Origin of the sequence: Acetobacter fabarum (genome assembly GCF_022483405.1) — a bacterium.
Classification (GTDB): Bacteria; Pseudomonadota; Alphaproteobacteria; order Acetobacterales; family Acetobacteraceae; genus Acetobacter; species Acetobacter fabarum.
In genome coordinates, this window is the sequence record NZ_JAKVNI010000001.1 from 2,641,278 (window position 1) to 2,656,507 (window position 15,230).

Annotated in this window: 12 protein-coding genes; 6 read left to right on the forward strand and 6 right to left on the reverse strand. The window is 61.1% G+C overall.

All coding sequences use genetic code 11. The features are described from left to right. The first annotated feature begins 33 nt into the window (after positions 1 to 33). The 6 genes from aroB (at position 34) to LKE65_RS12345 (ending at position 8,754) form a co-directional block, all read left to right on the forward strand. Positions 34 to 1,764: a 3-dehydroquinate synthase gene (aroB, locus tag LKE65_RS12320; protein ID WP_278741538.1), complete on the forward strand. Its 1,731-nt coding sequence runs from the start codon at positions 34 to 36 to the stop codon at positions 1,762 to 1,764. Between the two features lie 346 nt (positions 1,765 to 2,110). Then, entirely contained in the window at positions 2,111 to 3,199 is a 1,089-nt protein-coding gene (locus tag LKE65_RS12325) for an OmpA family protein (RefSeq protein ID WP_165925090.1), read from the forward strand. 578 nt (positions 3,200 to 3,777) lie between these two features. Continuing rightward, complete coding sequence (locus LKE65_RS12330; protein WP_278741541.1) at positions 3,778 to 4,275, forward strand: GtrA family protein; 498 nt, start codon at positions 3,778 to 3,780, stop codon at positions 4,273 to 4,275. Between the two features lie 153 nt (positions 4,276 to 4,428). After that, positions 4,429 to 7,074, forward strand: a complete 2,646-nt coding sequence (alaS, locus tag LKE65_RS12335; protein WP_095349030.1) for an alanine--tRNA ligase — start codon at positions 4,429 to 4,431, stop codon at positions 7,072 to 7,074. A gap of 92 nt (positions 7,075 to 7,166) precedes the next feature. Beyond that, positions 7,167 to 7,856: a phosphatidylserine decarboxylase gene (locus LKE65_RS12340; RefSeq protein ID WP_278741542.1), complete on the forward strand. Its 690-nt coding sequence runs from the start codon at positions 7,167 to 7,169 to the stop codon at positions 7,854 to 7,856. 7 nt (positions 7,857 to 7,863) lie between these two features. Further along, a complete protein-coding gene (locus tag LKE65_RS12345; protein ID WP_095349031.1) occupies positions 7,864 to 8,754 on the forward strand; it encodes a CDP-alcohol phosphatidyltransferase family protein in 891 nt (296 codons plus the stop codon). Here the strand turns inward: LKE65_RS12345 and LKE65_RS12350 are convergent. Genes LKE65_RS12350 through LKE65_RS12375 form a run of 6 tightly spaced genes read right to left on the reverse strand, consistent with a single transcriptional unit; the run spans position 8,743 to position 15,230 of the window. Next, positions 8,743 to 9,240: an NADH-quinone oxidoreductase subunit B family protein gene (locus LKE65_RS12350; protein ID WP_095349032.1), complete on the reverse strand. Its 498-nt coding sequence runs from the start codon at positions 9,238 to 9,240 to the stop codon at positions 8,743 to 8,745. The two genes, LKE65_RS12345 and LKE65_RS12350, sit on opposite strands and share 12 nt — an antisense overlap. Positions 9,241 to 9,276: 36 nt before the next feature. Continuing rightward, positions 9,277 to 10,836, reverse strand: a complete 1,560-nt coding sequence (locus LKE65_RS12355) for an NADH-quinone oxidoreductase subunit D (RefSeq protein WP_278741544.1) — start codon at positions 10,834 to 10,836, stop codon at positions 9,277 to 9,279. Continuing rightward, positions 10,773 to 11,909: a hypothetical protein gene (locus LKE65_RS12360; protein WP_278741545.1), complete on the reverse strand. Its 1,137-nt coding sequence runs from the start codon at positions 11,907 to 11,909 to the stop codon at positions 10,773 to 10,775. The genes LKE65_RS12355 and LKE65_RS12360 overlap by 64 nt, the downstream gene beginning before the upstream one ends. Next, on the reverse strand, positions 11,906 to 12,490 hold the full coding sequence (locus tag LKE65_RS12365; protein ID WP_253527200.1) for a hypothetical protein: 585 nt from the start codon (positions 12,488 to 12,490) through the stop codon (positions 11,906 to 11,908). Before LKE65_RS12365 ends, LKE65_RS12360 begins: the two co-directional genes overlap by 4 nt. Beyond that, on the reverse strand, positions 12,487 to 13,500 hold the full coding sequence (locus LKE65_RS12370; RefSeq protein WP_278741547.1) for a hypothetical protein: 1,014 nt from the start codon (positions 13,498 to 13,500) through the stop codon (positions 12,487 to 12,489). The genes LKE65_RS12365 and LKE65_RS12370 overlap by 4 nt, the downstream gene beginning before the upstream one ends. Beyond that, positions 13,497 to 15,230, reverse strand: coding sequence for a hypothetical protein (locus LKE65_RS12375; protein ID WP_278741548.1), 1,734 nt, complete (start codon positions 15,228 to 15,230; stop codon positions 13,497 to 13,499). Before LKE65_RS12375 ends, LKE65_RS12370 begins: the two co-directional genes overlap by 4 nt.

A 15,230-nucleotide genomic window follows, 5' to 3' on the forward strand; every position in this document is an offset into this window, starting at 1 on the left:
GTGTTCTTTCTGCTCTATGTTAAGCTAGGCTTTATGTCATCACGTATCTCTCCCCCCTCCCCAACCACAGACCCGCCGCCTATCCCGCTTGATCTGGAGCGGATTGTCCGCAACCCCAGCAGCACGGGCATGACCTCCGGGCGCAGCATTGTGCTGGTCGGCCTTATGGGTGCTGGCAAAACAACGGTGGGCCGCCACCTAGCCGCCAGACTCGGCCTGCCTTTTGTTGACGCCGATATTGAGATCGAGCGCGCTGCTGGCTGCTCCATTGCCGATGTGTTCCAGCTTTATGGTGAAAGCGCGTTCCGCGATGGTGAGCGCCGGGTGATTCGCCGCCTGCTTGAAGGCCCCCCCATGGTGCTGGCAACCGGGGGCGGCGCGTTCATGGATTCCCAGACCCGCGCTCTGGTGCGCAGGCAGGCGGTTTCGGTCTGGCTACGCTGCCCGCTGCCCGTGCTGCTCCGCCGGGTGGCGGGGCGCACACACAGGCCGCTGCTCAACACCGCATCCCCCAGAGATGTGCTGGACCGGCTGATGACCATCCGCCACCCGGTCTATGCCGAGGCCGAGATTATTGTCGATTGTGGAGACAACAACGTGGAACACACCACAACCCGCGTTATGGAAGCGCTTGCCCTGTCCCGCCGCCCGTTGCGGCTGCCTGTGTCGCTGGCCAGAACGTCTTATGATGTGGTGATCGGCACGGACCTGATCAGCCGGGCAGGCGGGCTGCTGGCCCCGGTACTTCCACAGAAAAACGCCATCATCATTACCGACAGCACCGTAGCGCCGCTTTACCTGCAGAAGCTGGAGGATTCGCTGCGCGAAACAGGCGTACGCACCCGCAGCCTGCGCGTAACGCCGGGCGAGCAGAGCAAATGCCTGACCGTTTACCAGCACCTGACAGACGCGATTCTGGAACAGGGCGTGGAGCGGCGCACAACTATCATCGCCCTTGGTGGAGGAGTCGTGGGGGATCTGGCCGGGTTTGTGGCAGCCACCACCCTGCGCGGGCTGCCTTTTGTGCAAATCCCGACCACCCTGCTTTCGCAGGTCGATTCTTCTGTGGGCGGCAAAACAGGCATCAACACACGCTGGGGCAAAAACCTGCTGGGCGCGTTCCATCAGCCTTTGTGTGTGCTGGCGGATGTGACCACGCTCAGCACCCTCCCCCGGCGCGAGCTGGTTGCGGGGTATGCCGAAATCGTCAAATCCGGCCTGATCGGTGACCCGGCTCTGTTTAACTGGTGCGAGAAACACGGCGCGGCCGTGCTGGACCAAGAGCCTGAAGCACTGGCCGAAGCCGTGCGGCAGGCCTGCGCCTTCAAGGCCCGCGTTGTGGCGGCAGATGAGCGTGAGGAGCAGAAAAGCAACGGGCGCGCGCTGCTGAACCTCGGCCATACCTTTGGCCACGCGCTGGAAGCCGAGCTTGGTTACGATGGCCGCCTGTTGCATGGCGAGGCTGTATCCATCGGGCTGAATCTGGCCTTTGCGCTTTCAGTCAGGCTCGGACTTTGCCCGGAGCAGGATCAACTCCGCGTGACACAGCACCTGGAAAGCCTGAACATGCCCGCGCATATCCGGGACCTGCCCCAGACCTTTGCCGTGGATGACCTGATGGCCCACATGCAACGGGACAAGAAGATGCAGGACGGACGTCTCTCGTTCGTCCTTGCCCACGGAATCGGTCGTGCCTTTACAACACAGGACGTTCCTGCAGATGCAGTCAGGGAAGTTCTGGTCTGCGATGGCGCGCAGGGGTGAGAAACAGACAGCCATGCACTTTATTTTTGGGGCGTTGCATTTTTGCCACCAGCCTCAATTCCGCCTTATTCTGGCGCGAGAGCATGGCTTAAATCTGCAACGGCAGAGCTATTGGACACAGTAAACGAAGCAACAACCACGCAGCATGCAGCCAGTTCATGTTCATGCTGCAAAATGAGCTGTTGCAACGAAAGCACTGCTGTGTCTTTTAGTCGACAAGAGTATGAAACGTCGCTTTCCCGAATGGGTGGTGACCGCTTTATACGAATTTTTGGTGCATCGGGTGGTCAGTTACGCCAGTAATTGGTAGAACAGGCTCACCTAGATGAAATATTGAGGGCAAAAAATGCGTCTCCGCACGGCGTTACTCGCAACAACCCTGATGGCAGCGGCTCCGGCGGCCGCATCCGCCACCACCATCACCGGCCCGTATGTCGACCTTGGCGGCGGCTACGACCTGACCCAGACCCAGACGTTCAAAACCAAAGCTGGTTCTGAACCCGGCTCCAACAAGGTTGGCCACAAAAGCGGCTGGACCGGTTACGGCTCCGTCGGCTGGGGCTTCGGTAACGGCCTGCGCGCTGAAGTGGAAGGCACCTACCTGCGTTCCAACCTGAGCGGCAACACGGGCAATGGCTCGCGCAACCACGGTAAGGATTCTTCCTACGGTGGCTTCATCAACGCTCTGTATGACTTCGACCTGACGAAGTTCGGCATCAACAACGTGCCGGTTACTCCGTTCATCGGTGCCGGTGCTGGCTACCTGTGGACGCAGGAACACCAGAGCTTTGGTTCCGCTCCTGGTTACCGCGGCACGAAGGGTGGCTTTGCTTACCAGGCCATCGTCGGTGCAGCATTCGACACGGGTATCCCTGGCTTCCAGGTGACCGCGCAGTACCGTATGATCGGTCAGCCCGGCTCCTTCCGTAACGGCCAGTTCGACGACGTTCGCTCCGGCACGGACCGCACCAGCGTTGACCATCGCTTCAACCACCTGTTCATGGTTGGCCTGCGCTATGCGTTCGACACGGCTCCGCCGCCCCCGCCGCCGGCTGCTCCGATCGTTGCTGCTCCGGCTCCGCTGCCGGCACGCTCCTACCTCGTGTTCTTCGACTGGGATAAGTCTGTCCTGAGCGCACGCGCTCGTCAGATCGTGGCTGAAGCTGCTCAGGCTTCCACCCACGTTCAGACCACCCGCATCGAAGTTAACGGTTACACCGATAACTCCGCAGCTCACCCCGGCCCGCGCGGCGAAAAGTACAATCTGGGTCTGTCCCTGCATCGTGCTGAAAGCGTGAAGGCTGAGCTGGTTCATGACGGCGTTCCGGCTGCTGCTATCGACATCCACGGTTATGGCGAAGCCCATCCGCTGGTGCCGACCGGCCCGAACACCCGCGAACCGCAGAACCGCCGCGTGGAAATCATCCTCCACTAATCGGTCTGCTCCGGGTTACCTCGGAACAAAAAGGGAGGCACCTTCGGGTGCCTCTTTTTTTATGTCTGCTCACTGGAGAGCGGCCCTGCATATTTGTCTTTTTTTACGGAACCTTATCCTCAGCGCCTTTTTGCATTACTGCTTATTGCCAAGAACAGTTCAGCCGCATGATTGAATACCCTGCATGCGTGTTCTTGAAAAAGCCGATCAGGCAGTTCATACCCCTGATTACCCATTTAAAAAATACATGTTTTCAGTCGGTTACGCGAATGCGCCCGCCCCGATAGCCTTACATGTCAAGTATTTTCAAACATAGTGTTGTACAGGCAGCGGCCTACTCTCCGGGCTCGAGCACACAGCCATGCACCTCCGCTCCCTGTTGCATATACATCACACCCTTCCTGCTCACGCCCCAATACACCAGACATAAGCAGAGCAAGCGCACAGCATAACAGGAGCAGTTCATACCCAAGCCATGCTACGACCCCTTGGAAGATTCCTGCACAGGATACGACAAGGCCCGGGGGGCTCCGTTTTTATATCTTGCCCTGAGCATTTTTTTCTGACTTTTGCAGGGGATGCGTTCAGTTCTTCCGTTCAGGCTCTCCCCACGCCTTTTGCGCTTTTTTAAATTTTGCGTTGTCGGCTGTCTGGGTTTTGTGTGGGACACAGGCTCCGTTTACGCTCTGCGCCCCGTTATCGGGTTAACTACCGCAACGCTGGCGGCTTATTTTATTGCCGCAACGCTCAACTGGATTCTGAACAGTCTATGGACATTCCGCGGTGTTGGGCACCACGAGCACCCGGTGCTGCAATGGCTGCGATTCCTTTCCGCCAACAGTCTGGGTTTTTTTCTTAACCGCGGAACGGTCTATACGCTGTTCTACCTCTTTCCGCTTTGCGTCCATTACCCCATTCTGGCTCTGGCCTGCGGCTGTTTTGCGGGGTTGTTTGCCAACTTCAACCTGACGCAAAAACTGGTTTTTCGTGAAAAACCACCTGCTTCGGCACTGGAGCTTGCAGAAATGACAGTGCAGCTCCCCCCCACCGACCCCACACACAACGCAGAGCCATAATCCTGCCCTCTTTCAGAGAAGCACAGGGTGCGCTACATTTACCCACAGGTTTAAGAGAATACTGCGCGTATCACCCGGCCGTAAGCATCGTCCGTCGCTCTGCGGGAGGGTCTTATGCGCTCAACCAGTTTCAGGACTTTGCTGCCTCACGCCATGCTGACAACAAATGAAATCCGCACCGCTTTTCTGGACTATTTTGCCAGCAAGGGCCACCAGATCGTCCCCTCCTCGTCCCTCGTGCCGAGCAACGACCCAACCCTGCTGTTTACCAACGCGGGGATGGTCCAGTTCAAAAACGTGTTTACGGGGCAGGAAACACGCCCCTATTCCCGCGCAACAACCGCACAGAAAGTTGTGCGCGCAGGTGGCAAGCACAACGATCTGGATAACGTTGGCTACACGGCCCGGCACCATACGTTCTTTGAAATGATGGGGAATTTTTCCTTCGGGGATTATTTCAAACCGCAGGCCATAGAGCTGGCATGGAACCTGATTACCAAGGGTTTTGGCATCTCCCCGGACAAGCTGCTTGTAACCGTCTTTGCTGAGGATGAGGAAGCCGCCGGTCTGTGGCGCTCCATTGCCGGGCTGGATGACAGCCGCATTATCCGCATCCCCACTTCCGACAACTTCTGGCGGATGGGCGATACCGGTCCCTGCGGCCCCTGCTCCGAGATTTTTTATGATCACGGCCCCGATGTTCCCGGTGGCCCCCCCGGCTCCCCCGATGAAGATGGCGATCGGTTTGTTGAAATCTGGAACCTCGTGTTCATGCAGTATTTCGAAGACCCGCCGGGCACACGTTCCCCCCTGCCCCGCCCTTCCATTGATACGGGTCTGGGGCTGGAACGCTTTGCCGCCATCATGCAGGGCAAGCGTGACAACTACGATACGGACACGTTTGTATCGCTCATCAACGCATCATCGGAACTGACGCATCAGGCCGTGGACGGCCCCTTCAAGGCCAGCCACCGCGTTGTGGCCGATCACCTGCGCTCCACCGCGTTCCTGATTGCCGATGGTGTTCTGCCCTCCAAGGATGGCCGCGGTTATGTGCTGCGCCGGATCATGCGCCGCGCCATGCGCCATCTGCACATGATGGGCACCACAGACCCGATTTTTTACAAGCTGCTGCCAGCCCTGATCCAGCAGATGGGTTCGGCCTACCCCGAACTGGTGCATGGGGAAGCCCTGATCCGCGAAACCATGCGCGGGGAGGAAGAACGCTTCAAAGCCATGCTCGACCGCGGCCTGCACCTGCTGGACGACGAAAAAAGCAAGCTGGCCTCTGGCGCACCGCTCCCCGGTGATGTGGCCTTCCGCCTGTATGACACATTCGGCTTTCCGCTGGATCTGACGCAGGACGCCCTGCGCGGTAGCGGCCACGATGTGGATGTAAAAGGCTTTGATGACGCCATGACCATCCAGCGCCAGCGTGCCCGCGCGGCCTGGACCGGTTCTGGCGATACAGCGGTTGAAACCATCTGGTTTGAAGCCCGCGACAAGTTTGGTGCTTCCGAATTCCTTGGCTACTCCACCGAGCAGGCTGATGGCGAGGTTCTGGCTCTTGTTGCAGGCAATGCGTTCCTGCCGGAAGCCACGATCGGGCAGGAAGTTGCCGTGCTGCTCAACCAGACCCCATTTTATGGGGAAAGTGGTGGTCAGGCGGGCGATACAGGCTTTTTGACCGCCAAAGGGCTGAAGATCGCCATCCGCGATACACAGAAAAAAGCAGGTGACCTGATCGTGCATTACGGCACGGTTACCGAAGGAACGCTCAAGCCCGGCATGGCGGTAACCGCCACCGTGGACCATGACCGTCGTTCGGCCATACGTGCCCACCATTCGGCCACCCACCTGCTGCACGAAGCCCTGCGCCGCCGCCTTGGTGCGCATGTGGCGCAAAAAGGCAGCCTGAACACCCCCGACCGCCTGCGCTTTGACGTCAGCCAGCCCCGCCCGATTACGGCGGAAGAACTGGCGGACATTGAGGCCGAAGTGAACCACCGTATTCGCCAGAATGCGGCCGTGACTACCCGCTCCATGACCCCCGAAGAAGCCATTGCCGAAGGAGCAACCGCCCTGTTTGGCGAAAAATACGGCGATGAGGTGCGCGTTGTGGCCATGGGCCCGTCTGAAGATGGCAAGGGTGCGTGGTCCATGGAACTGTGTGGTGGCACGCATGTCAGCCGCACGGGGGATATCGGGCAGTTCCGTATTGTGGCCGAAAACGGTGTTTCCGCCGGTGTGCGACGTATCGAAGCCGTAGCAGGCAAGGCTGCCGAATCCCTGACTGCTACCAACGAGCAGAGGCTGCTCCAGCTTGCCAGCATGATGAAGGTGAGCGTGGCCGATGCCCCCGAACGGCTGGCTACCCTGCTGGAAGAACGCAAGGCCATGGAACGCCAGATTGCCAACCTGCAACGCCAGATGGCAACAGGCAGCGTTGCCGCTGCTGGCGTGGAAAAAGTGGGGGCTGCCCGCCTGGCCACACGCAATGTGGGGGAAACCCCCGCACGTGAGCTGAAAGGGCTGGCAGAAACCATTCTCAAACAGGGCGAAGCCGATGTGGTGGTCCTGATTTCATGCGCTGAAGGCAAAGGCAGTGTTGTAGCGGCCGTAGCCCCGGCCCTGACCGAGAAGGTTAGCGCCGTGACTCTGGTCAAGGCAGCCAGCGTGGCCATGGGTGGCAAAGGTGGCGGTGGCCGCCCGGACATGGCGCAGGCCGGTGGCCCGGATGGCGCAGCAGCGGATGCGGCCTTTGCCGCCGTGCGCGATGTGCTGAAAGAAACCGTCTGACACAGACGCCCTGAAAACGAAGCAGCGGAGCAGAGCGTACTCCCCTGTCCCGCTGCTTCCCTTTGGTGCGCCTTTGGCGTAAGGATTGCGTTATGTCTTTACTTGCATCCCTTAAACTTGTTGTTGCACGCCCCCACCCCGAAGCCCGCCCGTTTTTGCTGGCATCGGGTGCGGTGTCCGCTGTGTCCTACCTGCTTGGCCGCAAGCTGCGCTGCCCCAAGCTGCGCCTGCTTGGCCATGCCAGCACCGGCTTTTTTGGCTTCTGCCTCTACTTTTTCCGGGACCCGGAGCGTGTAGCACCTGCCCGTAATGACGTGGCGGTGGCACCTGCGGATGGGCATATTGTGTCCATTGAAAAAATTGCCCCCCCCAAGGAACTGGGCATGGGCGAAACCCCGGTATGGCGGATTGCCACCTTCCTGTCCGTTCTGGATGTGCACGTAAACCGTATGCCCGCAGCGGGGACAGTTACCCGTATTGCCTACCACCCGGGCCTGTTCCTGAACGCAAGTCTGGACAAGGCATCCGAGCAGAATGAACGCAATGCGCTCAGCCTGACCCTGCCAGATGGCCGCATGCTGGCCGTGGTACAGATTGCAGGGCTGGTTGCACGCCGGATTGTCTGTTCCGTCAATGAAGGTACAAAAGTGGAAGCGGGCGAACGCTTCGGCCTGATCCGCTTTGGGTCACGCACCGACCTGTATCTGCCGCCCGGTGTTGAACCGCTGGTAGCTGTTGGTCAGACCATGGTTGGCGGTGAGACCGTCATGGCGCGTCTCTGACAAGCCCGTGACACTCCCCACACCAACACCTCCTGCAGTGGTTCTGACCGAGCAAACGGATGCGCCGCGCCCGCGCCACCGCAAGCGGCGTGTGCGCAACAAAAGCCGCGGCCCTTCCTTTAACCGTCTGATTCCCAACATTCTGACAATGCTGGGGCTTTGCGCAGGCCTGATGGGCATGCGCTTTGCCATTGAAGGACGTTTTCAGGCGGCTGCGGCAGCATTGCTCATTTCCGCTTTTATTGATGGGCTGGACGGGCGCATTGCCCGCATGCTGCGTGGGGCCACACGCTTTGGCGCGGAATTTGACAGCCTTTCCGACTTTCTGTGCTTTGGGGTCGCACCTTCGTTCCTGCTGTATTTCTGGGCGATCAAGGACAGTAACCGCTACGCTTTTCTGCCCTGCCTGCTCTTTACGGTCTGCATGGCGCTCAGGCTGGCGCGCTTTAACGCCAATCTGGATGGGGAAGAGCTGAAACCCAAATATGCCAGCAACTTCTTTACCGGCGTGCCTGCCCCTGCCGGAGCCGGGCTTGCACTTTTTCCGCTCTTTTTGGGGCTGGAAGCACAAAAGCTGGGCATAGACTGGCTTTACAACCTGACCCGCCTGCCATGGCTGCCGGACTTTACCTTGACCAGCACGGCCCTGCTGCTGGTTTCCACCCTTCCGGTCTGGTCCTTTAAAAACTTCAAGGTTCCAGCCCAGTTTGTGCTGCCCCTTATGCTGGGGACCGGCATTTACGCAGTAGTGCTGGTGGCAGACCCGTGGGCCGCACTGGCTGCGGCAGGCGTAATCTATATGGTTCTGCTCCCCTTAAGCCGCCGCAGTTTTCTCAAACTGAAAAAAGCGGCAGAAGACCTGCATAAAGACGATACCGAAACGCCCTCATCCCCCTGAGGGCGTTTCCTTTTTACCGCCCTGCGCGGCACTCCCAAGCAGGGAGCACAGCCCGTTCAGGATTTCCTGCGGGCTGGGTGGGCACCCCGTGATGGCCAGATCGACCGATACGCGCCGCTCCAGCCCCCCCATAACGGCATAATTTTCGCTAAATACGCCGCCATCCAGTGCGCAGTTGCCAATGCTAATGATGCCTTTGGGGTTTGGCATGGCCTCCCACGCTGCCTGCAACACAGGAGCCATGGTGCGGGTTAAAGCCCCGGTAACCAGCAGCACATCGGCCGAGCGGGGGGAGTTTACAAACCCGAACCCCGCCCCCTGCATGTCATACGGCAGGCAGGTCATGGCCTGTAGCTCCATGCCACAACCACCACAGCCACCCGTATCCACATGAAAAAGCAGCAAGGGCCAACGCGGACCTAATGGTTTGCGCTTTTGCCGCTCTTTCCAGAACACCGTATTCATGACCGCGCGGATCAGCCCCATGACCGCCCCGCCTTGTACCCGTTCATGCCTGCTCCCTTAACCATCGAGTGCTGCTGCGTTCATACCGAGTGAGCAGGCCAGCAACGCGGCATCCTCCGCCGCATGGTTGGGCAGAGCCTGCTCAAACACCAGCAGGGCCGAGGTTTCAGGCTTGCGGCAAAAAGCCTCCGCCACACGGCCATGCGCCAGACGCACCCAGTACAGCACGCCCCCCCATGGCCCTTCCACCAGCCCCGTGCCCTCCCCATCCTGCATGGACAGGGGAACCGTATCACCCGCATTCAGCCCGATCCGGGTCGAGGCCAGGTCCAGCATGCGCAGGCTTTCCTCCATCTCATCCAGCAACAGCAGGGCGCGGTCTTCCGCCGTGCCGTTCTGCCTGCCCGATGTGTAACGCCACAGCCCGTCATATGCAGGCATAATGCGTCTGCCATCACAGTCCCAGCCTGCGGCCCGGGCTACGGGGCCATCCAGCCCGACCCGTTCCAGATCATCCGCCTGAATACGCCCCACACGACCCAGCAGGGCAGAAAGACCGGGGTATTCACGCCACAAAAGCACCAGTTGCGGGTAAGCCTTCTGCCCCAGTTCGTACACTCTGGCGCACAGATCCCCCATCTGCGTTGCGTCCCGCACGGACAGGCCACCGGGGATGCAAACATCCATCAGCAACCGTGACCCGGTTATGGGGGCAGCCTCGGCCACCAGTTTTTCCCGCAACGCCATACAGTGCGATGCCACAAGCTGCGCACCCGCCAGCCGCGCCATACCGGCCAGAGTGTACAGGTGCTGGAACAGGCGCTCCATTTCCAGCAAGGCTACGCGCAGGAGTGCCACTTCGGCCCCGACCTGCGCATTGCAGGTATTTTCCACCGCCTGACAGAATGCAACCTGATGCGCCACAGAGCTGCCTGCCGCAACGCGGCTGCTCAACCGGCAGACATCTTCTACCCGCGCATGCCGTGAGCGGGCGGCAATGCCCCGGTGGGCATAACCTGTCTGTGTTTCCGCATTGGCGACCAATGTGCCGGACAGGACAAGCCGCGTATAAAACGGTGGGGCCAGATCGCCCGTTGCAGGCCCACGTTCTTCCACCCGCCCCTTGGCGGCCGCCATGGCATCGGATGGCTGGAACGCCACAAGTCCCTTGCGCTGCCCGCCCCGACCGGGTGCGGCGCAAAGCGGTGGGGCGGCAGACCACACATCATGGTCAAGCAGAGGGCGCACATCCACCGCCCACATGGCCTCTGCCCCGAACAGGTCATAGATCGCCCGTTCATACAGGCTAGCGGCAACCCGTGCGGGGGAAAGGGCAGGATAACGCCCCCCTTCCAGCGCCAGCGTTGCGGCGAGTGGGTGCCCATCGGGCAAGAACAGGGCATGCACATCCGCCCCATCGCACCACAGGCCGACAAAGGGCAGATCGTCCCCTTTAAGCATATCCACCATATCGCGCCAGGCCAGTTCATCCAGCCGGAAGCGCCATGGGGTGGAGGTCTGTTCACCTGCGTATATCAGTGCGGCAACATCCATCAGAACGCCCCCAGCATCATGGCCAATGGCACCAGAAAGCCCATAACGGTCAGCACCGAACATGCCACGCGCCCGGCCATGTCATCTGGCCAGAACAGGCGGGCGGCCTCCCGGTCCGGCACGACGCGCAGCACGGCGGCCAGAATGCCGCACACGGTCAGCACCGCAACGGGCCATGCCCAGTCGGTCATGACAGACAACAGGAGCAGGCACCCCACAAACGGTGCACCGGGGGGAAAACAGGCCAGAACATTAATCGCCCAGCCACGCCCACTGCGGTTCCCCCCGGCCAGACACCAGCCACACAGGAACAGCAAAGCCGCAACATCCGCCTCCACGCCAACGGCCATAAGGGCCAGCGCGGACGGGAACGTGCGGAACAGCCTCTGCCTGTCCCCCGCGCGGCCAGCAGCAGCCGTTAACCAGACCGAAATAAGGCCCGCCGCCACCAGAGCCATTTCAAACGCAGCACCACCATGCCCGCGCAGCCGCATGGCCAGCAGGATGGATGCCCCTGCAAACGGGAGGAACAGGAAGCTATCGTTCTCATCGCGCCAGAACTGACCAAACGGGGCAAGTCCGGTTAAAATAACAAGGCCACATGCCATCATCAGGCCCGAAACCGTGCTCCCCTGCGGCAATAACAGACCCGACAGCACAAGGACCGTTCCCACCGACCCGGTGCGGATTAACCCCCACCCGGTTTTGGCCTGCCCGGCCGGGCGCGTAAAAACAAACACGCCCCACGCCAGAGCCAGTTCCAGGATACCCAGCCCTACAGCCGGTTGAGGCGCAACACATGCAAGCCCCGCCAGAGCCGTGCAGACATGCGGCAGGCTACGCAACAGGCGGTCGGGCTGGATGCCGTTTTCCAGCACCAGCAGCAGCAGCAGGCCGAAGGCGAGCATGACCCGCCCGGCCCTTTGCACCGGATCATCATCCCACCCGCTGGCGCCATTCCCGACCGAAGGGAACATGAACACGACAACCGCAAGCCCGCAGCCGATGGCGGCCATCCATATCGCGACTTCACGGCTATGGGGAGCAGGCAGCGCGGCCACAACCAGCGCACCAATAAAGGGCCACACAAATGCCAGTGCTGCCAGAAAAACCGTGGCTTCCATGCCAGCACTCATGCGCCTGCACCTCCGCCCGGCTGCTCCGTGCGCCTGCCCCGCTGGCCAGCAGCACGCACAGGCACAACACGCGGCATAATGCGGTGGATGCACATGCCCCCAAGGAGCAGCACCACCGCCCCGGCCAGAGCGGCCACACCCAGCACCACCGGCTGGTGGCCCAATACGGCAGACAGCAGAACACCTTCAATACAGGTTAAAAGCCCCGCCCACTGCCAGACCATGCTCTGGCGGCACACAACGGCCACCAGCCCGGCTACCATGGTGCACAGCCCTGCGGGAAAAACCGTACTCCCCGCGTGGTTACAGGCCAGCAGCAGCAAAACCATAAGGGCCAGCGCAAAAAACGGCACAGCAGCGCCTGTACGTTCGTGCGTGGCATCGTGCTGGTAGCGGGTTAAAAAAAACGGCGGCAGGGCTGCAAACAGCAACGCCAGCGTGGCCCCTGCCTCCTGCACCGGAGTAAGCCCATCCACCAGCATGGCCAGCGCAGTCACCACCCCGGCGGGCAGCAGAAAACCAACACCCCGCGCCACAACACACAAGGCCACCATAGGCACAAGAATGGCAACAAGGGTCATGGCGTATCCTCCATACCTGCGGCGGAAGCCTGCGAATTATCCTGCAAGACGGCAGACACGCTGGTATCCTCCCGTTCGGCCAGAAAAGGGTGAACAGACCAGGTGACCTGCAAGGCCAGCACTCCAAGCAAAAAGATACTGACCAGCCTTACCCGCGCGCGCCGTAGCGGGGGCAGCACAACCAGCCGGACCAGTGCAAGCAACACCGCAGCCAACAGCAGCTTGGCACCCCACAGGCCAAAACCGAGCATGCACTGGCTCAGCCACTGTTCCATGCCCGCGTCATCAGGCAAGGCAAGGCTGCCCGGCCATGCCGTATCCAGCGCCAGCACAACCCATGTTATTTGCACACAGTCTGCCGCCCAGAGCCACATGGCCCGCTCCGGCCCGGCCAGCAGGGCAAGCTGGCCATCCTGCACAGGCCACGCCAATGCGGGCACTAAAAACAGGGCCACACCGGCCAGCACAAAAGGCGCGCCATCGGTTAGGGGGGAAAGCCCGTGTACCGTGGCCAGAAAATCTGAAAAATCACGCGCACCACAGAGCAGAAAAACCGGCACCAGCGCGGGCAGCAACAAAAATGCCCCCAGCATGCCGCGAGCCCCCTGCACGGCCCCCAAGCCACCGCCCAGCACACAGGGAATGTTCAGGCACACCAGCGCCATAACCAGCACGCAGCAGATCAACAGCAGGCCCGGTGCAGGAAAACCGGGAAGCGCCAGTGTAAATGCCGGAACCAGCGCACAGCCCAGAACGGCCAGCACCAATGCCGCCGCACAGGCAATACTGGCCAGTTGTGCGCCCTCCTGCTGCAAGCGGGGCCGGCGGAACTGGTGCCATATATCCTGCCACCGCCCCATGACCGGAAAAGCCGAAACACCCGACAGGCGCCCCGCTACCCGCCCGACAAGCCCGCTCAACCAGGGTGCTGCAAACACCATTGCCAGTGTTTGCAGGCCCAGAAGCGGCAAAAAGAGGAGGACCCAGCCCCAGGGAATGGAATGTGTCATTTGCCCACAAACAGCCCGGCCAGCAGCCCTGCCCCCATAAGGAGCAGGATAAGAACCATTCCCTGCGCTTCGCACCAGCTTATGGCCACAAACAGGCAACGCCGTGCATAACGCCAGAAAACTTTTCCCCGGCGTGGCAGAATACCCCTTGCCCCCGGTACGCGCAGGGCCGTAACGGCCGCAGGCGTGGTAAAAAATCCGCGCCATGCTGGCCACAAAGGCAACAGCCCCCCACCAGAACACCCCTCCGCCACAGGTGCGGGGCCATTCCGATCCGGAGGAATCTCATACACCGGAGCACCCTGCCGCCATGCTGTAACCTGCCGCAGAGCCGGGGCAAATGGCATAAAACCAAACACCCGGACCAACAGAGCCGTGGCAAGCAGCACAAGCGCCAGCCCCAGCAAAACCAGCAGTGGCGTCAGGCGGGCAGCGTGCCCTGCAAAATGCACTGTCGTCATATCCTGCCATGTTATGGGTAGCAGGGGCGGCCCCACCACCAGATGGTCTGCCACAAACAGCCAGGTTCCCGGCACAAAGGCCAGAACACTGCTCAGCACCGCGCATACCCACAAAGGCAGAACCATGGCAGCGGGGGCATCCGCCTTCCTCTGTGGGGCAGACAGAAGCAGCAGGCCCGCACGCACCAGAGCAGCACTCAACACCACTCCAAGGGCGACAAAAAACACCACCAGCATAACCGCCAGGAGCGCCATGACCGGCTGCGTGGCCTCGACCGAGTAACTGCCCCCCGCCAGAGCCGCCCACAGGACCGCAAACCCACCACAGGGTGGCAGAACCGAGCACTGGGCCAGCACCACACCCAGCAGGCACCGCGCCGCACGGGTCTGCAATATACCGCCCTCACCTGCGTCACTCCGCTGGGCTACCCAGAGCATGCCCAGCAGCGCCACAACAGGGGTGCCCATGCCCAGCACTACGGTTGTACGAAACGTATCCGCCCCACCCAGAGGGGAGGAAAGCGCCAGCACAAGGGCCAGCACGAGCATGCCGTACCAGCAGGCCGCCAGCCCTGCCACAAGGGCCGTGGCCTGCTGGTTGCGCATGGCCTGCGCAAGCCCTGCACACGCAACCACACCCCCACACGCCAGCAGCACCCCTTGCGACAGCAGGGGCAACTCCCCCACTTCGGCCAGCAAACGCCCAAGCAAAAACAGGCCAATACAGGCAGGCAACACCCCCAACGGCCCCCGCTGCACGGCAATGGCCCACCCAACAAGCAGAACCATAACCCCCAGCAGCGGCACAGACAGGCTGCTATCGGCGGGAATACAGGCAGGCAGCACGGCAAAAGGCAGGCACAACCCGCGCTTGCCATGCCCTGCCAGCAGCACAAGAGCCGTACCCGTAAACAGGCCGAACACCAGAGGTGAGAGGGCCAGAACCCCCAGACAGGCCAGCACGCAGGCCACGCCAGCACGCCCCCGGCCAACCAGCGCCCCCACACAGGCCAGAATGGCCAACATGGGCAAAGATGGCCCATCCGCCCCAAATACGGGGAACCACCCCAACTCCCCTTCCACACGGAAGGCGGCACCGGTCAGGGCCGTTACACCGGCAATGGCCCAGAGTACCGCCAGTATTTCTGTCCGCCAGAATGCCATGCCACGCAGGATTTTATCCGGCAGCGCAGCAACAGCACCCAGTGCCACCAGCACCAGAAGCAGACCACAAAGAACACTAGAGAGAAGAATGGAACCCAGCCCCAA